This is a genomic window from Pseudomonas sp. TE3910 (assembly GCF_056279025.1).
This window is the reverse complement of the sequence record NZ_JBWBQN010000001.1, coordinates 857,610-877,712: the sequence shown is the minus strand read 5'-3', so window position 1 is coordinate 877,712 and position 20,103 is coordinate 857,610. Positions and strand designations below refer to the sequence as shown.

The 20,103-nt window shown below is 60.1% G+C and carries 13 protein-coding genes and 2 pseudogenes; 10 read left to right on the top strand and 5 right to left on the bottom strand.

From position 1 onward, the window contains the following. Positions 1–31 precede the first annotated feature (31 nt). The 4 genes from cobM (at position 32) to ACZ9H3_RS03945 (ending at position 5,267) form a co-directional block, all read left to right on the top strand. Positions 32–778, top strand: coding sequence for a precorrin-4 C(11)-methyltransferase (cobM, locus tag ACZ9H3_RS03960; RefSeq protein ID WP_330522615.1), 747 nt, complete (start codon positions 32–34; stop codon positions 776–778). A 47-nt stretch (positions 779–825) separates the two neighbouring features. Beyond that, a complete protein-coding gene (locus tag ACZ9H3_RS03955) occupies positions 826–1,080 on the top strand; it encodes a DUF1272 domain-containing protein (RefSeq protein ID WP_330522616.1) in 255 nt (84 codons plus the stop codon). A gap of 252 nt (positions 1,081–1,332) precedes the next feature. Further along, positions 1,333–1,941 carry a response regulator transcription factor gene (locus tag ACZ9H3_RS03950; RefSeq protein WP_065758412.1) on the top strand — a complete coding sequence of 203 codons (609 nt, stop codon included), beginning with the start codon at positions 1,333–1,335 and terminating at the stop codon, positions 1,939–1,941. Next, positions 1,938–5,267 (top strand): transporter substrate-binding domain-containing protein, encoded by a 3,330-nt coding sequence (locus ACZ9H3_RS03945; RefSeq protein WP_476219700.1) that lies wholly within the window; start codon positions 1,938–1,940, stop codon positions 5,265–5,267. The genes ACZ9H3_RS03950 and ACZ9H3_RS03945 overlap by 4 nt, the downstream gene beginning before the upstream one ends. 2 nt (positions 5,268–5,269) lie before the next feature. Here ACZ9H3_RS03945 and ACZ9H3_RS03940 read toward each other — a convergent pair. From ACZ9H3_RS03940 to gntR, 3 genes and pseudogenes are all read right to left on the bottom strand, one after another. Continuing rightward, positions 5,270–5,695: pseudogene (locus tag ACZ9H3_RS03940) on the bottom strand (methyl-accepting chemotaxis protein); the annotation flags it as partial. 111 nt (positions 5,696–5,806) lie between these two features. Then, positions 5,807–6,490 (bottom strand): annotated as a pseudogene (locus tag ACZ9H3_RS03935) (PAS domain-containing protein); the annotation flags it as partial. A gap of 193 nt (positions 6,491–6,683) precedes the next feature. Continuing rightward, complete coding sequence (gntR, locus tag ACZ9H3_RS03930; protein WP_102052306.1) at positions 6,684–7,703, bottom strand: HTH-type transcriptional regulator GntR; 1,020 nt, start codon at positions 7,701–7,703, stop codon at positions 6,684–6,686. 205 nt (positions 7,704–7,908) lie between these two features. Here gntR and ACZ9H3_RS03925 point away from each other — a divergent pair, with 205 nt between their 5' ends. After that, positions 7,909–8,448 (top strand): gluconokinase, encoded by a 540-nt coding sequence (locus ACZ9H3_RS03925; protein ID WP_102052305.1) that lies wholly within the window; start codon positions 7,909–7,911, stop codon positions 8,446–8,448. Between the two features lie 99 nt (positions 8,449–8,547). Then, complete coding sequence (locus ACZ9H3_RS03920; protein ID WP_102052304.1) at positions 8,548–9,900, top strand: GntP family permease; 1,353 nt, start codon at positions 8,548–8,550, stop codon at positions 9,898–9,900. A 36-nt stretch (positions 9,901–9,936) separates the two neighbouring features. Here ACZ9H3_RS03920 and yiaY read toward each other — a convergent pair whose 3' ends face one another. After that, on the bottom strand, positions 9,937–11,085 hold the full coding sequence (yiaY, locus tag ACZ9H3_RS03915) for an L-threonine dehydrogenase (protein WP_102052303.1): 1,149 nt from the start codon (positions 11,083–11,085) through the stop codon (positions 9,937–9,939). An 84-nt stretch (positions 11,086–11,169) separates the two neighbouring features. Further along, positions 11,170–12,732 (bottom strand): threonine ammonia-lyase, biosynthetic, encoded by a 1,563-nt coding sequence (gene ilvA / locus ACZ9H3_RS03910; protein ID WP_099774761.1) that lies wholly within the window; start codon positions 12,730–12,732, stop codon positions 11,170–11,172. 336 nt (positions 12,733–13,068) lie between these two features. Here ilvA and wecB point away from each other — a divergent pair, with 336 nt between their 5' ends. From wecB to ACZ9H3_RS03890, 4 genes are read left to right on the top strand one after another with little or no spacing between them, the layout of a single operon-like run. Then, positions 13,069–14,223: a non-hydrolyzing UDP-N-acetylglucosamine 2-epimerase gene (gene wecB / locus ACZ9H3_RS03905; RefSeq protein WP_476219697.1), complete on the top strand. Its 1,155-nt coding sequence runs from the start codon at positions 13,069–13,071 to the stop codon at positions 14,221–14,223. Continuing rightward, a complete protein-coding gene (gene nfrB, locus ACZ9H3_RS03900) occupies positions 14,220–16,394 on the top strand; it encodes a cyclic di-3',5'-guanylate-activated glycosyltransferase NfrB (protein ID WP_476219695.1) in 2,175 nt (724 codons plus the stop codon). The genes wecB and nfrB overlap by 4 nt, the downstream gene beginning before the upstream one ends. Beyond that, the gene (locus ACZ9H3_RS03895) at positions 16,391–19,252 is read left to right on the top strand and encodes an NfrA family protein (protein WP_476219693.1); all 2,862 of its coding nucleotides are present in this window, start codon (positions 16,391–16,393) and stop codon (positions 19,250–19,252) included. Before nfrB ends, ACZ9H3_RS03895 begins: the two co-directional genes overlap by 4 nt. Next, positions 19,252–20,103 (top strand): DUF4434 family protein, encoded by an 852-nt coding sequence (locus ACZ9H3_RS03890; RefSeq protein WP_454241517.1) that lies wholly within the window; start codon positions 19,252–19,254, stop codon positions 20,101–20,103. The genes ACZ9H3_RS03895 and ACZ9H3_RS03890 overlap by 1 nt, the downstream gene beginning before the upstream one ends.

Genomic DNA, 20,103 nt, shown 5'->3' with positions numbered 1-20,103 from the left:
TCGCATCGACCTTACCTTCAGGATTCACCCCATGACCGTCTATTTCATCGGTGCCGGCCCCGGCGACCCGGAGCTGATTACCGTCAAGGGCCAGCGCCTGATTCATCGCTGCCCGGTCATTATCTATGCTGGCTCTCTGGTGCCCGCTGCCGTGCTCGAAGGGCACAGTGCCGAAACCGTGATCAACAGCGCTGAGCTTCATCTGGCGCAAATTGTCGAGGCAATGCGTGAAGCCCATGCCAAAGGCCAGGATGTAGCCCGGGTACACAGTGGCGACCCGAGCCTGTATGGGGCCATTGGTGAGCAGATTCGCCATTTGCGCGAACTGGCGATTCCCTTCGAGATCATTCCCGGTGTCACCGCTGCTGCCGCCAGTGCCGCCTTGCTCGGTTGCGAGCTGACCCTGCCAGAGGTTTCGCAGAGCGTCATCCTCACGCGCTATGCCGACAAATCGCCTATGCCCGCTGGCGAGGAACTGGCCAGCCTGGCCGCACACAAGGCCACGCTTGCCATACACTTGGGGGTGCAGCACCTGGCAAAGATTGTCGAAGAATTGCGCCCCCACTATGGCGGGGACTGCCCAATCGCGGTCGTGCACCGTGCGACCTGGCCGGACCAGGACTGGGTCAAAGGCACGCTGGACGATATCCTGACGCAAGTCCAGGCTAAAGGCTTCCGGCGTACTGCATTGATTCTGGTAGGACGGGTACTGGCAGCAGATGCCTTTGCCGAATCGGCGCTGTACCGTGCCGGCCACGCACACCTCTACCGGCCTTAGACGGCCTGTGTGCGACAGCGCACTCACTAAGTATGAAGGAGTCGACCATGCTTGAACTGCGTCCCAACTGTGAATGCTGTGGTACCGATCTGCCTGGCGACAGCCAGGATGCGTTTATCTGCTCCTTCGAATGCACTTATTGTCGAGACTGCAACAACAATGAATTGAAGGGCCTCTGCCCAAACTGTGGCGGTCAACTAACGGCCCGTCCGCCACGAGTTGGTGCAGCATTAGTGCGCAACCCAGCTTCGAAACAACGCATCGTCAAGGAAAACGGCTGTCCAACCCGCTCGAGCAAGTAGCCTCTCAACTGCAGGACACCGAAACGCGTCTTCATATGAGGCCGCGATTTCGGTTTTTCCAATCGTAGTTAGGCTTGCTTTACTTTGGCCGTAGGATTTTTCACTTAAACAACCTATATTTTTCTACGCTCCTATACTCTCCATACTCATTGGCTATTATTCTGCGTATCGTACGCTGCTTGCCGACAACGGCCTGGCGCGCCTTCCTGAGAGAATCAAGAAAAGGCCCACATTCACGACAAGGAGTTGCGCATGGCGAAGGTCTTAATCGTCGACGATCACCCCACTATTCGTATTGGCTTGAAGATGCTGCTGGAACAGCAGCGGCACCAGGTCCTGGGCGAGTGCGGCGACGGCGCAGAATCTATTCAGTTGGTTGAAAAGCTCAAACCCGACGTGGTCATTCTTGACCTTGGGCTGCCACGCCGTGATGGCCTGAGTGTGATCCAGCGTCTGCTGAAAGCGGATCAGCCGCCGCGCATTGTGGTGTACACCGGACAGGCAGCAGAGCTGTATGCCCGAAGGTGCCTGGATGCAGGTGCTTCCGCCTTTGTTCAAAAGGAAGAGACGGCCGACTCCCTGATGGCGGCCTTGAAAGCGGTTGTGTCCGGTTACTCTTACTTCCCTGACATGTCCTTGCGCGGCCCGATGACCACTGAGAAGCAGCGCCTGGAAGAGTTGTCCGCTCAAGAAATGGTCGTGCTGCGCTTGCTCGCCAAAGGCCGCTCCAACAAAGACATCGCTGACGACATTCAGCTCAGCCCAAAGACCATCAGTACCTACAAAACCCGAATCATGGAGAAGCTACAGGTCAATTCGCTGGTCGAAATGGTCGATCTGGCCAACCGTAATATGCTATGAAGCGCCCAAGGCTGGCCTTTCTGGCCTGCTGTCTGGTATTGCTGACAGCCAGTCACTCTTTCGCTGACAGTCAGGGCGAACCGCGTACGCTGCTCGCCCGCTCCTTGAGCAGCAGTAAACCCTTGTCGCTGTCGGAGGATGACCGTCAGTGGTTGAAAGACAAGCGCACGCTGGTATTGGGCACCTCGGCGCCGGACTACCCTCCGTTCGACATCAACCTCAGCCAGAACGACTATGAGGGCCTGACTGCCGATTACGCAGGCCTGCTCGGCGAGCAGTTGAAAATTCCGATTGAAGTGCAACGTTTCTCAAGCCGTCACGAGGCCATCGCCGCCCTGGATGCAGGCCGCATCGACCTGCTGGGCAGCGCCAACGGCTATGAGGCGGCAGACACTACGCTGATCCTGAGCCAGCCGTATGCCGACGACCAGCCCATCATTGTCACCCCACTGGGCAAACCCCGCAGTGCAGAGGACCCACTGGCAAACGTGACATTGGCCATGGTGGACCACTACCTGCCAGAGGCCGAGGTTCGCCAGCTTTACCCTGCTGCCCGCTTGCAACTCTATAACTCGACCCTGAGCGCCCTTTCTGCCGTGGCCTTGGGCCAGGCCGAGGCCTATTTCGGTGATGTCGTCAGTTCTGACTATCTGATTGGCCGGTACTTTCAAGACAGCTTGCGGATCTCGCATTTTGTCAAAAATGATCGAAGCAGCTTTTCCTTCGCGCTGTCACGCGACAATCAGACCTTGCTACGCCTGGTCAACCAGGCCCTGGGTAATATCGCTGACAGCGACCGCCTGAACGTACTACGCCGCTGGAGCAGCGGTAATGCGAGCATTCTGCTGAACCGTGAAGCGTCATCGCTGAATGCGAATGAGCGTGCCTGGATTGAACAACACCCCATCGCACGGGTTGCAGTGAACAGCACCTACGCGCCGCTTACGTTCATGGATGACAACCAGCACTTTCGCGGTATCACCGTTGACTTGCTGGAGCAGATCACATTACGCACCGGCTTGAGGTTCGAATTTGTAGAGGCCCCCTCGGTATCGGCAATCATCGAGCAGGTTGAACATGGCCAGGCTGACATAGCAGGGGCGCTGATGTATGGCCCGTCCCGGCAAGCCCGGCTCAATTTTACCCGCCCCTACCTGGCCAACCCCCAAGTGATTGTCACCAGCCTGCGCGAGGATGCACCGCAGAGCCTTGAGCAGCTCAAGGACCGACGCCTGGCGGTCGTGCGCGACTATGCGTTCAAGGACCAGTTGTTGAAGCAGCACCCGGATATTCAGTTGGTCGAGGCGCCCAATGCCATGGCGCTGATGGAGTACGTCGCTCAAGGCCGGGCAGATGCCGCCATCAGCACTCACCTGAATGCCGTTTACTTCACTCGCAGGTTGTTCAAGGACAGTCTACGGATCTGTGCAACGCTGGGTGATACACCGGTTACCGCCGCTTTCGCCACCGCGCCCGATGCCACGGTTCTGCATTCGATTCTTAACAAGGCGCTGCTGAGCATCCCCCCGGACGAGATGGTCCAGTTGACCAACCGCTGGCGAACCAATGCACTGATCAGCAATGACCGTTGGCAGAACTACCGTGCACTGATCCTGCAGATTCTGATCGGCGCCGGTCTGGTCATTGGGGCCATCTTTTTCTGGAACCACTACCTGCGCAAACTGATTCGACAACGTACCGAGGCCGAACAGGCACTGCAGGAACAGTTGGGTTTCAGCAAGCGCTTGCTTGAAGAGTTACGCGAAGCCAAAGAACAGGCCGATTCAGCCAACAGGGCCAAAAGTACCTTCCTGGCAACCATGAGCCATGAGATCCGAACCCCGATGAACGCAGTCATCGGCCTGCTGGAGCTGGCCGTCATCGATGCCGAACAGGATCGCGCAGACCCCGCTTCACTGAAGGTTGCCTCTGATGCTGCCAATGGCCTGTTGGAACTGATCGGCGATATTCTTGACATCGCCCGGATCGAGTCAGGGCACATGACCCTGACACCTCAGCCCACCGACCTGCTGGCCGTGATTGACGCGACCGTGCGCATGCATGAAGGCAGTGCAAGGCTCAAGGGGCTGACGTTGCGATCCGACTTGCAAAGGCCCTTGCCCGGCCTGGTATTGATCGATCCCCTGCGTTTCCGGCAGGTACTGTCGAACCTGTTGAGCAATGCCATCAAGTTCACCGAACACGGCCATGTCACCGTCAGCCTGCGCGCTGACAGCACCTCTTCAGACCCGCATATGGACCTGCAGCTTGACGTGGAAGACACCGGTGTCGGCATCAGTCTCGAAGACCAGGCCCGCTTGTTCAGCCCCTTTGTGCAAGCCAGTCATCAGCGCTCCCAGCAAGGTACCGGCCTGGGGCTGGTGATCAGCCGCACACTGTGCGAACTCATGGGTGGGCGCCTGACGTTGCGCAGCACACTTGGTCAAGGCACCCGGATCTGTATTGAGCTCTACCTGCCACGAATAGACCCCAGTAGCGTGGCAACCCTGCCAACCGAGGATGCTCCGCAGAACGGCATCAGTCCGAAGCTGAGCATTCTGGTCGTCGACGACTACCCCGCCAACCTGATGCTGCTTGAAAAGCAACTGAGCGTGCTGGGGCATGATGTCACCCTGGCGGATGATGGCAGCCGTGCGTTGCAAGCCTGGCAGAATCAGCGTTTCGATGTGGTTATCAGCGACTGCAACATGCCCATCATGGACGGGCATGAACTGACCCGGCGTATTCGCAGTGCAGAAGCCGAGAACAACCTGCCCCCCTGCTTGATCCTTGGTCTGACCGCCAATGCCCAAGCTGAAGAGCGAGAACGCTGCCTGGCCTCCGGCATGAATGACTGTCTGTTCAAACCCATCGGTCTGAACGAGTTGCGCCGCCAGTTGCAGACAGCCGGGGCCGGCCCTCAAGCCGATCCTGCACCTGCAAGCGGCCTTGGCCCTGTAGACAGCGCATCCAGCGCAGACAGCAGCGGCTTCGATATCGACAACCTGCGCTACCTGACGCTGGGCGATCCGAAACTGATCACACGCCTGTTGGGTGAACTGGCAGAGAGCAACGCCAAAGACCTTGAGGCACTGCAGTCACTTGGCGCTTCTCCTACGCACCAGGATGTGCGCGCACTGGCGCATCGGATAAAAGGGGGGGCCAAAATGCTCAAGGCCCGCGGCGTCGTGCAGTGTTGTGAAGCCGTAGAGCAGGCCTGTGCCGGAAAACCCTCGCAACAGGAACTGCACGCCCTGATCCTGAAACTAGAAAAGAGCATGACCGACCTGGATGCGCATTTGAATCAACGCACCCCAACCCACTAGGCTCACTTCAGCATGAGTGTCGAGTTGATCTGACTGATTGCATCGACCACGTGCTGCGAGCCTTGCTGGATCTCCAGAATCACCTCACCCGCCTCGTTTGCCAGCTCAACACCACGCCCGGTGCGAGACAGGCTCGACTGCATGCTCGCCACCGCGTTCAGCGACAAGTCTTGATTCTGCTGCACGACATCGACGATCTCCAACGTGGCCTTGCTGGTCCGAGAAGCCAGGCTACGCACCTCGTCGGCAACTACCGCGAATCCACGGCCATGATCGCCTGCACGCGCGGCTTCGATGGCCGCATTGAGTGCCAGCAGGTTGGTCTGGTCGGCGATACCGCCAATGGTCTGGACGATCTGCGCAATCAGCTTGGATTGCTGGCTGACGGCATCAAAGCTGCGCGCAGCCGCGTTGAGCTCTTCGGAGATCTCTTCGATCACGTGAACCGCCTGCTGTACGACCTGTGAGCCTTTTCGCGCACAGGCGTCGTTTTGCAATGAAGTCGCATGAGCAGCCTCCGCGGCAGACTGCTGGGTACTGACCTGAGCCGTGATGTCGCGGGCGAACTTGACCACTTTGTACAACCGTCCCTTGGTATCGAAGATCGGATTGTAGGACGCCTCCAGGTACACAACCTGCCCCCGTTTGTTGACCCGTTCAAAACGGTGCGAATGGTATTCGCCACGGTTCAACGAGGCCCAGAATTCCCGGTAAGTTGCCGACTCGCGCTCACGTGGCAGGCAAAACAGGCCATGGTGCCGGCCCACGACTTCGTCCAGACGATAACCCATGGTCGTGAGGAAGTTTTCGTTGGCATGGATCACCCTGCCTTCGGGGGTAAACTCGATGACTGCCATGGAGCGGCTGATAGCATTTATCAGGCTCTTGGCCTCGTGCTCCTGGGTCACCCGTTGGGTGACGTTCGAGGCCACCTTGATGATACGGGTCAGCTGGTGGTCAGCGTCGAAGACCGGCATATAGCTGGCTTCAAGCCAAACCTCCTGCCCGGCCTTGGTCAAACGCGCAAAGGTGCCGCTCAAGGGGTTGCCATGGGCCAGGTCACGCCAGAACTGGCGATAGGCTTCACTCTTGGCGAACGTTTCTTCGCAGAAGATACGGTGATGCTTGCCGTGTATTTCCTCAAGGGTGTAGCCCATAGTGAGGCAAAAGTTGTCGTTGGCCTCGAGTATCACCCCGTCCGGGCTGAACTCGATGATCGCCATGGATTGGCTGATAGCGGTCAACTTCCCGTTTGCATCAGCCAATGCCCGATTACACCGCTCGATTTCTGCAAGATCGGCCTTACGATGAGAATCAAACATGCCATTCAGCTCCTTGCCGTTTTTTGCCGAGCATAGATCACCCTTGGCCACTCGCAAGCAAAAAGCCATCACCCTGCATTCGTTCAGCACAGGCTCAGGTGCTTTCGCGAACAACCAGCTCGAAGCCCAGGTCCTGTGCCGGTTGCAGGCCTTTCTTGCCGTCCAGCACCGCCAGCAGTGCTTGCGCCGCACAACGCCCTACAGCGGCGCGTGGCGTTCGTATCGAGGTCAACCGGGGCACCAGGTGAGCCGATGATGGCAAGTCGTTGAACCCCACCATCGCGACACGCTCTGGCACTGCAATTCCCTGGCGCAACGCTTGAAATATCGCGCCCTGCGCCAGGTCGTCGTTACAGAAGAAAATACCGTCGAGGTCAGGGTGTTGGGCAATCAACTGGCTGAACAGCTCACTCCCCAGGCCAATGGATGAGGGTTGTGGTGCCAGCAATTCCAGCTCCGGCGCTTGCAGCCCCGCTTCGGCCAGCGCCTGGCGAAAACCTTCAGCCCGCTGCATGACACGAGGATCCAGCTGTGCGGCGATAAAGCCCAGCCGGCGTCGCCCCCGGGCCAACAGGTGTTGCGCGGCTGCGCGGCCAGCGTCGCGCTGGGAGAACCCTACCGAGATCACCCCTTCTGCGTTGCCAAGTTCCATCATGTGTACGCAGGGCACAGCACTGGCGCTCAACATCCGCTGCGCTGCCTCGGTGCGATCGAAGCCTGTAAGCAGAATGCCGCAGGGCTGATAGGCCAGGTAGTTGCGGATCAGGTTCTCCTCTTCGGCAAGGTCGTAGTGGTAGTTACCGATCAGTACCTCCAACCCGCGCGGGCGCATGACCTCATGGATCGCTTCGAGCGTGTCGATGAACAAGTGGTTGGACAACGACGGAATCAGCACGACCACCGACTGGCTTTGCGCCGAAGCCAACGCACGCGCAGCAGGGTTGGCGACATAGCCCAGTGTCGCCGCGGCAACCTGGACTTTTTCTACCAGCTCCGGGGCAACCGTACTGACACCGCGCAATGCGCGGGACGCTGTGATCGGGGAAACCCCGGAAAGCCTGGCCACTTCTGCCAGGGTGGGACGACCGGTAGTGCGGGAGCCGATTCGGGTCATGGGCCTGATATTTTTGTCTTGCAAAGAATGGGGAACGAGCACTAAGGTAGCGCTGTCTCATGCGTCAGGCAATGCAAAACTGCGTGCGTGCTGCAAGGAACACCCAGACTGCTAATACAAAATCAATAACATCTGGGCAGGTAGCGTCCGAGCCGATTTTTCTACCGGCCAAAGACAGCGCTATCTTGCTCTGCAGGAGGTACCGATGAACACTTCCCAGGCCGCGATAGTGGTAATGGGTGTAGCTGGATGCGGCAAGAGCCGCATTGGTTCAGCTATTGCCGAACGCAGTGGTGGGCACTTGATCGAAGGCGATGCCTTTCATCCAGCCGCCAACATCGAAAAAATGAGCGCCGGCATTCCACTCGACGACCACGACCGCGCCGGTTGGTTGATACGCCTGGCTGAAGAGCTGCAGGCTACGATCGCCGCAGGTGAACGCCCTATTCTCACCTGCTCGGCCCTCAAGCAACGTTACCGGCAGACCTTGCGCGATGCCGTGCCGGCGTTATGTTTCGTCTTTCTCGAATTGTCCCCAGAAGAAGCCACCCGACGCGTCCGCGCCCGTCCGGGGCATTTCATGCCCGCCAGCCTGATCGACAGCCAGTTCGCAGCACTTGAAGCCCCCCATGACGAGCCGCTGACATTGGTGCTGGATGCCACCTTGCCGGTCGATCAGTTGGCAACCAGGGTGGACCAATGGCTAAAGCCCTGCGGTGAGTCGGTACTGGCGCAAACAGCCTGACCAAAGCTGATTTTCCGGCTCACCAAAGATAGCGCTATCTCAGGCATTTCAAGCACCACCCATACTGCCCAAAATAAAGACAATATGAGGCTCTGAACCATGTTCGGACTGGCAACTGACACGTACCTGCTATTGGACGCCCTGCTCACCATCATCGGCCTGGTGCTGCTGATTACCTACTTTAAAGTCCACCCCTTCGTCGCCCTGACACTGGCTGCCGGTTTCCTCGGCCTGACCTCCGGAATGCCGGTGGCCAAGGTGATGAAGTCATTTCAAGACGGTTTCGGCGGTGTGCTCGGTTTCGTCGGTATTGTCCTGGCACTGGGTACCATGCTCGGCAAACTGATGGCCGACTCTGGCGGGGCCGACCAGATCGCACAGACACTGATCCGTGCGTTCGGCAAACGGTACGTCCATTGGGCCATGATGTTCGCGGCCTTTCTGGTGGGCATTCCGCTGTTCTTCGAGATCGGTTTCGTCTTGCTCATCCCGCTGGTATTCATCGTTGCCCGACGCTCCGGTGTGTCGCTGATCAAGATCGGCATCCCGCTGCTCGCCGGCCTGTCAGTGGTACACGGGCTGGTGCCGCCGCATCCAGGTCCGCTGCTGGCGATTGGCATTTTCAATGCTGATATTGGCAAGACGATTTTCTACGGACTGATCGTTGCCCTGCCGACCGCCATCATCGCTGGCCCGCTGTATGGCAACTTCATCTCGCGTTATATCCCAGGCTCACCCTCACAGGCATTGATGGAGCAGATTGCGCGTGAGTCCGACCAGCAGAACCTGCCGAGCTTCAGCGTGACGCTGATGACCGTGCTGTTGCCAGTGTTCCTGATGCTGCTGAAAACCTTCGCTGACGTTGTGCTGCCCGCCGAGCACATCTTCCGCCAGTGGATGGACCTGATCGGACACCCGATCACCGCCCTGCTCGCCGCACTGTTGCTAGCGTTCTATACCTTTGGCTCAGCCCGCGGGTTCAACCGCCAGCAGATCATGAAACTGCTGGACCAAAGCCTGGCCCCTACTGCCGCCATCGTGCTGATCGTTGGCGCCGGCGGTGGCTTCAAGCAAATGCTGGTCGATACCGGTGTCGGCAATGTCATCGGGCAGATGGCCGTCCAGGCGCAGATTTCGCCCATCATGCTCGCCTGGCTGGTAGCGGCGGTGATTCGCATCGCCACAGGATCAGCGACGGTCGCAACCATCACGGGCGCGGGAATCGTTGCGCCGGTGATCGGGATGATTCCCGGGGTGAACCGCGAATTGCTGGTACTGGCCACCGGGGCTGGCTCGTTGATCCTGTCTCACGTCAACGATGCGGGGTTCTGGCTGGTGAAGCAGTACTTCAACATGACCGTAGCGCAGACGTTCAAGACCTGGAGCATGATGGAGACCATCCTCTCCGTGGTCGGCATCATCTTCATCATGCTGCTGTCATGGGTGGTTTGATCAACGTGGCGCCGGGCTGACCGGCGCCACGTTACATCAGAACGCAGCCTTGAAGATGGCTTCAATCTCGGCCTGGTTCGCCGGGCGTGGGTTGGTCAGGCCGCAGGCGTCTTTCAGCGCATTGGCCGCCAGCGTCGGGATATCCTCTTCGCGGGCACCGAGCACCGCCAAGCCAACCGGAATGTCGATAGCCCGTGCCAGGCTGACGATCCCGGCGATGGCCGCATCACTACCCTGCTCCGGGCTCAGACCGTTGGTTTCGATGCCCATGGCCGTGGCCACATCGCGCAAGCGCGTGGCACTGACGCTGGCGTTGAAGCGCTGCACATGAGGCAGCAGCACGGCATTACAGACGCCATGCGGCAAGTCATAGAAGCCACCCAACTGGTGAGCCATCGCATGCACATACCCCAGCGAGGCATTGTTGAATGCCATGCCCGCCAGGAACTGCGCATAGGCCATGTTCTCGCGGGCCTTGAGGTCGGAGCCTTCGTTCACGGCCTGACGCAGGTTCTCGTTGATCAACGCTATCGCTTTCAGCGCGCAGGCATCGGTAATCGGCGTGGCTGCCGTCGACACATACGCCTCAATCGCATGGGTCAGCGCATCCATACCGGTTGCAGCGGTCAGTGACTTGGGCATGGCTACCATCAAGGCCGGGTCGTTGACCGACAAGAGCGGTGTCACGTTACGGTCGACAATGGCCATTTTTACGTGGCGGGCCTCGTCGGTGATGATGCAGAAACGCGTCATTTCACTGGCAGTACCGGCGGTGGTGTTGATCGCAATCAGTGGCAATTGCGGCTTGGCCGAACGGTCAACACCTTCGTAGTCACGGATATGCCCGCCGTTGGTGGCACACAGCGCGATGCCCTTGGCACAGTCATGGGGCGAACCGCCGCCCAATGAAATGACAAAGTCACAGCGCTCACGCTGCAGCAGGGCCAGCCCTTGCTCGACGTTGGCGATGCTGGGGTTGGGTTTGGCACCGTCAAAAATGGCGGCATCGATGTCGCGCACCGCCAACTGCTCGGAAATCCTCTCGGCAACACCGGCCTTGGCCAGGCCGCTATCGGTGACGATCAAGGCCTTGCGAAAACCGTAGCCGGCAATGGCATCCATTGCCTCTGCCAGGCAATCGATGCCCATGATGTTGACCGCTGGAATGAAAAACGTACTGCTCATGGTCCGATCCCTCATGCAATGTGCGATTGCACTCAGGATCTACCTGTAGGCTGAACGGCGTGTTGATCTGCGGCAACGCTGGGCTTAACCCAGAAACAACTGGTAGGCCGGATTATCCGTTTCGTCCCAGTAGCGATAGCCTATGGCGTCCAGCATCGCGGGTAACTCGGCACGTTCCTCTTCTGGCACCTCGAGAGCGGTAAATACCCGGGCCTCAGCCGCACCGTGGTTGCGGTAGTGAAACAGGCTGATGTTCCAGCGCTTGCCCAGCCGTTCAAGGAACGCCAGCAAGGCGCCTGGGCGCTCTGGAAACTCAAAGCGCAAGACCCGTTCGTTGGCACCGGGGCCAGCATGACCGCCAACCGTATGGCGAATGTGCAGCTTGGCCAGTTCGTTATCCGTCAGGTCGAGCACGCTGTAGCCCTGATCACGCAGGCTCGCCAACAACTGCGCACGAGGATCCCGCTGGGGGTGGGTTTGCACGCCCACGAACAGGCGAGCCTCCTTGCCGGGGTAGTAGCGGTAATTGAACTCGGTGATCTGACGCTTGCCCAGCGCCTGGCAGAACGCCCTGAAGCTGCCGGGTTGTTCCGGGATGGTCACCGCGATGATCGCTTCACGTTGCTCCCCCAGTTCTGCGCGTTCGGCTACGTGACGCAGTCGGTCGAAGTTGACGTTGGCCCCCGAGTCGATGGCCACCAGCGTCTGCCCCGTCACACCGCGCGACGCCACATACCGCTTGATGCCGGCGACAGCCAATGCGCCCGATGGTTCAGTGATCGAACGGGTGTCGTCGTAGATATCCTTGATCGCCGCGCAGATTTCATCGTTGCCAACCGTGATCACCTCATCCACGAAGTGACGGCACACGTCAAAACAATGCGCACCGATCTGCGCCACGGCCACACCGTCAGCGAAACTGCCAACCTGTGACAGTACCACCCGCTCCCCGGCCGCCATGGCCGCTTGCAGGCAGTTGGAGTCCGCTGGCTCGACACCAATGACCTTGACCTGCGGACGCAGGTACTTCACATACGCCGCGATCCCCGCGATCAACCCACCACCACCGACCGGCACGAAGATCGCATCCAGGTTGCCAGGCTGCTGACGAAGGATTTCCATGGCGACAGTGCCCTGCCCGGCAATGACGTCCGGGTCATCGAAGGGCGGCACAAAGGTCATGCCCTCGGTGTCGGCCAACGTCAGCGCATGAGCCAGGGCTTGAGGGAAGCTGTCACCGTGCAACACCACGTGGCCACCACGCGAACGCACACCTTCGACCTTCAGTTCAGGGGTGGTGGTTGGCATTACGATAGTGGCGGTCATGGCCAACTCGCGGGCGGCCAAGGCAACGCCTTGAGCATGATTGCCTGCCGACGCGGTGACCACGCCAGAGGCGCGCTGGGCGGCAGTCAAGGCACTCAATCGGGTATACGCGCCACGGATCTTGAAGGAAAAGGTGGGCTGCAGGTCTTCACGCTTGAGCAACACCTCGTTGCCCAAGGCAGCCGATAGTGCACGGGCCGATTGCAGTGGTGTTTCAATGGCCAGGTCATACACCGGTGCGGCAAGAATCCTGCGCACATAGTCCGACAGCATCGTGGTCAAGACGGTGGGTACGCTGGGGCAAGCGGTAAGGCTGGTCATCGGTGACTCCTGGTTTTTTTCAAAGTGCCCAGGAGAGAGAGAAAGAACCCGCCTCCAGGGCGGGTTCGGTGCAAGTGCCAGCTAGCCCGCCAAAACGATAATGGCGGTAATAATGCTGTGCTGAGGCAAATGCGGGAGTAAAGTCATGAGAAGGAAACTAGCTCAGGTCTCCCCCTCACGTCAACGACTTGTGCCAGGCCTGCTTCCCCGCTGGGCCTCAAGCGTCCGACCAAGCGATTGGACAAGCTTTCGGGCACCTGCTTGTATCTAACTTCTACAGGACATGATTACCGTACAACTTTTAGCACGCGCAAGGAGGCTATGAGGAGCACGAACATGCCCTATAAAGTCGTGATGGTTTTCGGCACACGCCCCGAAGCGATCAAGATGGCGCCGCTGGCGAGGGTATTGCGCCAATGGCCCGACATAGCGCTGAACATCTGCTCCAGCGGGCAACACCGGGAGATGCTCGATCAGGTTCTGAAGGACTTCGGCCTGACCGTCGACATCGACCTTCAGGTCATGACCGACAACCAGAGCCTCAACGGATTATCCCAACAGTTGCTGGGTAAGCTCGACCTTTACTACGAGCGGGTGAACCCGGATATCGTCCTTGTTCACGGCGACACCACCACCAGCTTCATCGCTGCACTCTGCGCCTTCAACCGCCATATCCCCATTGCCCATGTCGAGGCCGGCCTGCGTACCGGAAACCTCAAGGCGCCCTGGCCCGAGGAAGCCAATCGTCGTCTGACCACGATCATCGCCGACCTGCATTTCCCCCCGACCAAGAAAGCCCGCGATAACCTGCTGCGCGAAGGGGTCGTGCTGGAGCAGATCGAAGTGACCGGCAATACGGTCATCGATGCCCTGCTGTGGATGCGCGAACACCTCAAGAGCAGCCACTGGAAACCGGCAATCGGCTCGCCGCTGTCGGCTTTGCGTGATGACCAGCGCATGGTGCTGATCACCGGCCATCGCCGGGAAAACTTCGGGCATGGCTTTGAGCGTATCTGCCTGGCCATCGCCGAGCTGGCCCTGCGCTACCCCGAGGTTCAGTTCGTCTACCCGGTGCATCTTAATCCGCACGTCCAGAAGGCCGTCTACTCGGTGCTTTCGCATCAACCAAACATCCTGTTGGTTCCCCCTCAGGACTATCGACACTTTGTCTGGCTGATGGACCGCGCCTACCTGATCCTGAGCGATTCCGGAGGAATACAGGAAGAAGCACCGGCATTGGGCAAGCCACTGCTGGTGCTGCGCAAGGTAACAGAGCGCCCCTCGGTGCTGGAGGGTGGCACGGTATTGCTGGTGGGCACCCAGACCGAACGGATCGTCAAGGAGACCAGCCGCCTGCTTGAAGAGCCCGACCTCTACCAGCACATGAGCCGGGTGCTCAGCCCTTACGGTGACGGGCATGCCAGCGAGCGCATTGCCGAACGACTGAGCCGCTGGCTCGAGGACAACGCCAACGGGCGAGAGATGTCATGAGCCTGGGCCTGGTCGACGCCCTGACCTACGTGCTGTTCGGCCTCAAGCTGCTGGCCATTGTACTGGCCAGCCTGATGTTCCTGCTCGGGCTCGACGATCTGTTCATCGACCTGATCTATTGGTTGCGCAAACTCGTACGACGCTTTCGCATCTATGACAAATATGCGCGCGCCGACGAGCGCCGCCTGTTCGAGGTACCGGAAAAACCGCTGGCAATCATGGTGCCTGCCTGGCACGAAGTGGGCGTCGTTGGCGAGATGGCGCGCCTGGCAGCCTCCACCCTCGATTACGAGAACTACCAGATTTTTGTCGGCACCTACCCCAACGACCCGCAAACCCAGGCCGATGTCGATGCGGTGTGCCTGCATTATCCCAATGTTCACAAAGTCATCTGTGCCCGCCCCGGCCCCACCAGCAAGGCCGACTGCCTGAACAACATCATCGACGCGATCCTGCGCTTCCAGCGCGATGCGAGGATCGAGTTCGCCGGTTTCATCCTGCATGACGCCGAGGATGTCATCTCGCCGATGGAGTTGCGGCTGTTCAACTACTTGCTGCCCGACAAGGACATGATTCAGATACCGGTCTACCCCTTCGCCCCCCAATGGCACGGGTTCACGGCAGGTCATTACGTCGATGAGTTCGCCGAAAACCATGGCAAGGATGTCATTGTCCGCGAAGCGCTCAGCGGCCAGGTTCCCAGCGCAGGTGTCGGCACCTGCTTCAGCCGCCGGGCTATCACGGCACTGCTTGAAGACGGCGACGGTATCGCATTCGATGTACAGAGCCTGACCGAAGACTACGACATCGGCTTCAGGCTCAAGCACAAAGGCATGAAGTGCATCTTTGCCCGCTATTCGATAAGCGACCCGCAACTGGCGCTCAAGCGCGAATGGCATTGGGGCATGAGCCGTGAATTTGCCCAGGTTATCTGCGTGCGCGAACACTTCCCGCGTGACTGGCGAAACGCGATCCGCCAGAAGTCGCGCTGGATCGTGGGGATCGTCTTTCAGGGCACCAGCAACCTGGGCTGGAGCCGCATCGGGGCACTCAACTACTTCCTCTGGCGCGATCGCCGCGGGCTGTTTGCCTACCTGCTGAGCTTTCTGGTTAACCTGTTGTTCCTGGTGTTGCTGGCCATGTGGCTGGTGACGGTGATCACACCCGACGCCTGGCGCTTCCCGTCCATCCTGTCCGACAGCGCCCTGTTGTCGACGCTGCTTTGGCTCAACGGCCTGCTGTTGATCAATCGTTTGCTTCAGCGCGGTTATTTCGTCACCCGTTACTACGGCATCATTGAGGGCCTGCTTTCGGCACCCCGAATGATGTGGAGCAATTTCGTCAATTTTTTCGCCAACCTGCGTGCACTGCGCCAAGTCCTGGAGATGGGTGACTCGCGACGGGTCGCCTGGGACAAGACCACTCACGAGTTTCCGGCCCTGACCACCCCCATGCGCGAACCGTTGGGGCAGCGTTTGGTCGCCAAGGGGCTGATCAGCGAAGCGCAACTGCAGGATGCCCTGACCAGCCCGGTACGCCGGCGCCTGGGGCGTGAGCTGCTGTTGCGAGGGTTGATCGACAGCGAGCAGTTGGTCCAGGCACTTGCCGAGCAATTTGACATGGCGTGGGCGCCGCTCAACCCGTTCAACATTCCCCCGGCGCTGATTGCCCGGTTGCCTCGTCGGCTGGCTATTCTTTATGCGGTGCTGCCGGTCGCTGAAGACGGGGCGACGCTGGTTCTGGCCAGCGAGGGGCCTGTCAGCCAGGTAGCGCTGGGTGTGATCAGTCGCCAGTTGAAACGTCCCGTACGCTGCCAACTGGCCCCCCAAGGGCGAGTCACCCTGGGATTGAGTTATCACTACCCCAGCCCTTGGCAACCGGAGGACACGCGGCAAATGCTCGCAGTGCTGGCCAAGCATCAGGATGACGCTGCGCTCCTTGAGCGGGTCAGCCATCACCAGGTCATGCTTGGCGCACTGCTGCAGGTGCGTGGCATCTTGCCAACCAGCCTGTTCAATCAGGTCCTCATTGACTACAACCCGGAGCAGATGTCCATCGGCGAGCACCTGGTGGCGCGCGGTTTGATTACCGCCGAGGTTCTTCAGGAAGCGCTCGCCGAGCAGGCCGCCGAGCTGCGGATCGCCTATCAGATGGCGCAGGAAGTGGCATGAAACGACGTCCACTGCTGATTGCTGCCAGCCTGCTGGTGGCGTGCATCAGTTCACAGACGCTCTCCGCGCCGCTCAGTAGTTTTGAGCGATTCCGCAGCTTCCCCTATATGGACCGCAGCTACCGCGAGGCGCGCAACAACAACTGGCAAGAGGTCGAGCGGTTGACCCGGCACCTGCTGGAGAAAGTACCCAACAACGATGAAGCACGCGCCCTGCTGATAGAGGCGCTTACCCAGCAACGACGCTACCGCGAGGCTGAGCAGGTGGCCGAAGCCTTTGGCGCCAGCGCAGATCACGCCGACGCCCTGCTGCAACTACGCCTGACCTGGATTGAGCAAGACCCGCCCGGTAAAAGCCAGGTCGAGCGGTGGATCGCGGACAGTGACCTCACGCAACGCATACGCTTATGGCAAGCCTATAGCCTGAGCCTGGCCAAATTCGGGGGCGCCCAACGGGCATTGGACTGGCTCGACCAACTGCCAGGCAAAGGTGATGATCGTCTGCTGCGCATGGCGCGCGCCAACTGGGCCGAGCAACTGCACAACAGTGAGCAAACCATCGTACAGCTCGCGCCTTTGGCCGCGCGCGGGCCGTTGCCTGAAGAACCGTGGCGGCGCCTGGCCAATGCCTACGTCCAGCGCCTGGACGAAACAGCATTGAGCGCACTGTTGGCCAAGCCGCCGTCTGCCGAAGCGGCACGCCAAATGCGCCTGGCAATGATCGACCGGGCCATCGCGCTGGATCAAAAAAATCTGGCGCTGCGCTGGCTGAAAGCATTACCCAAGCAAGAGCTTGAGCAACCGCAACGGCGTCAGCAACTGAGGGAGCTCGTCCAGCAAAGCGACCACAGGGCCTTGGCCCAACACCTGCCGGTCGAAGCCATGGCGCATCCCCTCGATCGCCCACGTGAAGCCATTGATGCCTGGGAGCGCCTTTACCACCTCAACGGTAGCCTGGAGGCGCTGGATCAGGCGACCTACCTGCAACTCACACACCATCAGGATGACCGTGCGCAACAGTTGCTCGAACAGGCCTACGACCGTCGCCAAGGCCCCTGGCCACCGGTGTTACTGCAACGGTTAGGTGGTTTGTACAGCCGCGTCGACAGACCACTGGATGCAGGCCGTGCGAAAACCCTGATCCCGCAACTCGACAGCGCCAGCCGCGAGCAACTGCTGGCACGCTTGGCACAGAGTGGTCACTGCGAGGTCGTTCGCGCTGCGACCCCGCCAATACCTCGTGAAATCGGTGAGCTGCGTGCGCTGGGCCGCTGCGCGATGCCAGAACGCCCCGGAGTGGCCGTCGCCTATTACCAGGCAGCCGTACGACATGGCGACCCGGCCAGCCAAGTGCCATTGGCCTATGCACTGGACGCGGCGGGCGACGCCGAAGCCGCCTACAGGATCTGGCAGCAACTACCCTCCGAGCAGTGGACGGCCAATGCCCGACTCACCGCCGCCCGTAGCGCCTTGAACAGCAACCACACTCAAGAGGCCTGGGAGCATTGGCGTGCTGCGCCACACAGCAGCGCCGACGACTGGGCATTGGGCGCGGCCATTGCGCAACGCCGTGGCGCTTTCGCCGAAGCCATGGCCCTGCAACGCGAAGCCCTGCGCCATCAGCCGCGCGCCGATCACTACTATACAGCCTCCGTGACCGCACAACACGCCAACGACCCGCAGCAGAGCAATGAATGGCTGGCAGAAGCGGCACGGCTCGCCCCCGAAAACCCGCGCTATCGCGCCGACTACGGCGTGCGCCTGGCCGCCGCCGATACACCACAACTGCGCAGGCAATCGCTGCCCTACCTGATACAGGCCAGCCACGACTTTCCGGAAGACTACCGCATTGGCGAAACCCTGGCCTGGCGCTACGACGAGGTTGAAAACAGCGCAGCAGCCCGCCAGGAACTGCGCCGTATCATCGACCTGGAACAGAACATGGTGGACGACGGTACCGATGACACCCACCTCGCCGCCCGTGTGTACCGGCAACGCCGCGCCCATCAGAGCCTTTCGCAACGCGACAGCATCAGTTTGGCCAGCACCTGGTCGCCGGCCGGCGTCTCGACCAACGACACCCTGCGCAGCAACAACCCACAACGCCGTGCCGCCTCGCAGAACGTTCAGTTGGCCCTGTGGGACCATGCCCTGGGTGATGAGCCGAGCCGCAACGGCAGCACACTGTCGGTGTATGGCCGAGTGCTGTTCGGCGGCCAGGACCGCAGCCACTATGCCCAAAGCATGGGGACCGGGCTCGGCCTGCGCTACAAGCCCTTGGGCACCACCAACCTGAACCTGTACGCCGAGTTGTACCACCAACGCCAGATCGACGATCAGCACTACAGCGGCCTCAGCCTCGGCCAACTGCTCAGCCCCGGCAAGGTCGCTGACAACTATGGCGACCTGCGCGGCAATGCCCAGAGCAGCAATGACCTGCTGATACGCGCGACTGCTTCGTTCCTTGATCAAGGTGACTACCGCAATGACTGGCGTGTCGAGGAGAACCACTGGAATGAACGGTTTCTCTATCTGGACGCTGCCTGGTGGACGCACGCTGGCGAACACCAGTGGACATCACGCTTCCAGCAGGGACATACCTGGAAACTGCCATCTACCCGCCCGCAAACACTGATGCCCTATGGTTTTCTGGCGTTTTCCAGCCAGGATCCCGGCAACGACTGGCGTCAGGACCTGCGCACCGGCCTCGGCCTGCGCTGGCAATGGTGGTTCGATGACGATCGCTACAACGCCTACCGAGGCCATCTGACAGTTCGCACCGAATACCAGCAGGCGCTGGGCGGCAATCTATATGAGCGGGCCAACGGCGTGCTCCTGGGCGTGGAGTTGAACTTCTGATGCGGCGATACGTACTGGGCGTGCTACTGCTGATACTGAGTGTTCTGGTCAATGCTGACGAACGTCTGTTTTACCAGCCGCTCAGCCGCGATGCGGCGCTGAGCCCGGCACAGTGGCGCACCCTCTGGCGCGAAACCGCAAACCAGGGCGTCCAGACCCTGATCGTGCAATGGAGCCGCTACGGCAGCGAGGACTTTGGCGGCGCCCAGGGTTGGCTCGCCAACAGCCTGCGCCTGGCCCATGAACAGGGCCTGCAATTGGTACTCGGGCTGCACATGGACGACGCCTACTACAGGCGTATCGACGAACTGGACGGCGCGGGCCTGATCGCCTACTGGAAAGCACAACTGGGCCAATCGCTGGCTCAGCAGCAATGGCTAAAGGACACCTGGGCGCTTCCGGTCAGCGGTTGGTACCTGCCCATGGAACTGGATGACCTGCACTTCCAACAGGCCGACCGCCGTGAGGCGCTGCACACGCTGCTGCAAGCCTTCCTGCGCGAAGCAGGTGGCCCCATGCACCTTAGTGTCTTCAGCACTGGCAAGCTGTCACCGAACGGACAAGCACAGTGGCTGGAGGCATTGGCCCGTCTCGGCCTGACGGTATGGTGGCAGGACGGCGCGGGGACCGGGCGCCTGCCTGAGTTCGTCCGCCAGCAGTACGCGGCAGCGCTCGCCTGCGAGATTGGCATCATCCGTGAAGCGTTTCGCCAAACCAGCACGGAAGGTCAACCGTTCAAGGCCACCCCCGCTCCACCGCAAACCACTACAAGCTGCCATCCGCAGGCCGTGTTTGAATTGCATTACCGGCCGTGGGCCAAGCACCTCCTGTCCGCGCCAGACGGTACCTGA

Excerpts from the sequence above, each read along its gene's own strand:
- ACZ9H3_RS03925 (WP_102052305.1), top strand. The coding sequence starts at position 7,909 with ATGAACACTTCCCAGGCCGCGATAGTGGTAATGGGTGTAGCTGGATGC.
- nfrB (WP_476219695.1), top strand. The coding sequence starts at position 14,220 with ATGAGCCTGGGCCTGGTCGACGCCCTGACCTACGTGCTGTTCGGCCTC.
- ACZ9H3_RS03920 (WP_102052304.1), top strand. The coding sequence starts at position 8,548 with ATGTTCGGACTGGCAACTGACACGTACCTGCTATTGGACGCCCTGCTC.
- ACZ9H3_RS03945 (WP_476219700.1), top strand. The coding sequence starts at position 1,938 with ATGAAGCGCCCAAGGCTGGCCTTTCTGGCCTGCTGTCTGGTATTGCTG.
- cobM (WP_330522615.1), top strand. The coding sequence starts at position 32 with ATGACCGTCTATTTCATCGGTGCCGGCCCCGGCGACCCGGAGCTGATT.
- ACZ9H3_RS03950 (WP_065758412.1), top strand. The coding sequence starts at position 1,333 with ATGGCGAAGGTCTTAATCGTCGACGATCACCCCACTATTCGTATTGGC.
- gntR (WP_102052306.1), bottom strand. The coding sequence starts at position 7,703 with ATGACCCGAATCGGCTCCCGCACTACCGGTCGTCCCACCCTGGCAGAA.
- ACZ9H3_RS03895 (WP_476219693.1), top strand. The coding sequence starts at position 16,391 with ATGAAACGACGTCCACTGCTGATTGCTGCCAGCCTGCTGGTGGCGTGC.
- wecB (WP_476219697.1), top strand. The coding sequence starts at position 13,069 with ATGCCCTATAAAGTCGTGATGGTTTTCGGCACACGCCCCGAAGCGATC.
- yiaY (WP_102052303.1), bottom strand. The coding sequence starts at position 11,085 with ATGAGCAGTACGTTTTTCATTCCAGCGGTCAACATCATGGGCATCGAT.
- ilvA (WP_099774761.1), bottom strand. The coding sequence starts at position 12,732 with ATGACCAGCCTTACCGCTTGCCCCAGCGTACCCACCGTCTTGACCACG.
- ACZ9H3_RS03890 (WP_454241517.1), top strand. The coding sequence starts at position 19,252 with ATGCGGCGATACGTACTGGGCGTGCTACTGCTGATACTGAGTGTTCTG.
- ACZ9H3_RS03955 (WP_330522616.1), top strand. The coding sequence starts at position 826 with ATGCTTGAACTGCGTCCCAACTGTGAATGCTGTGGTACCGATCTGCCT.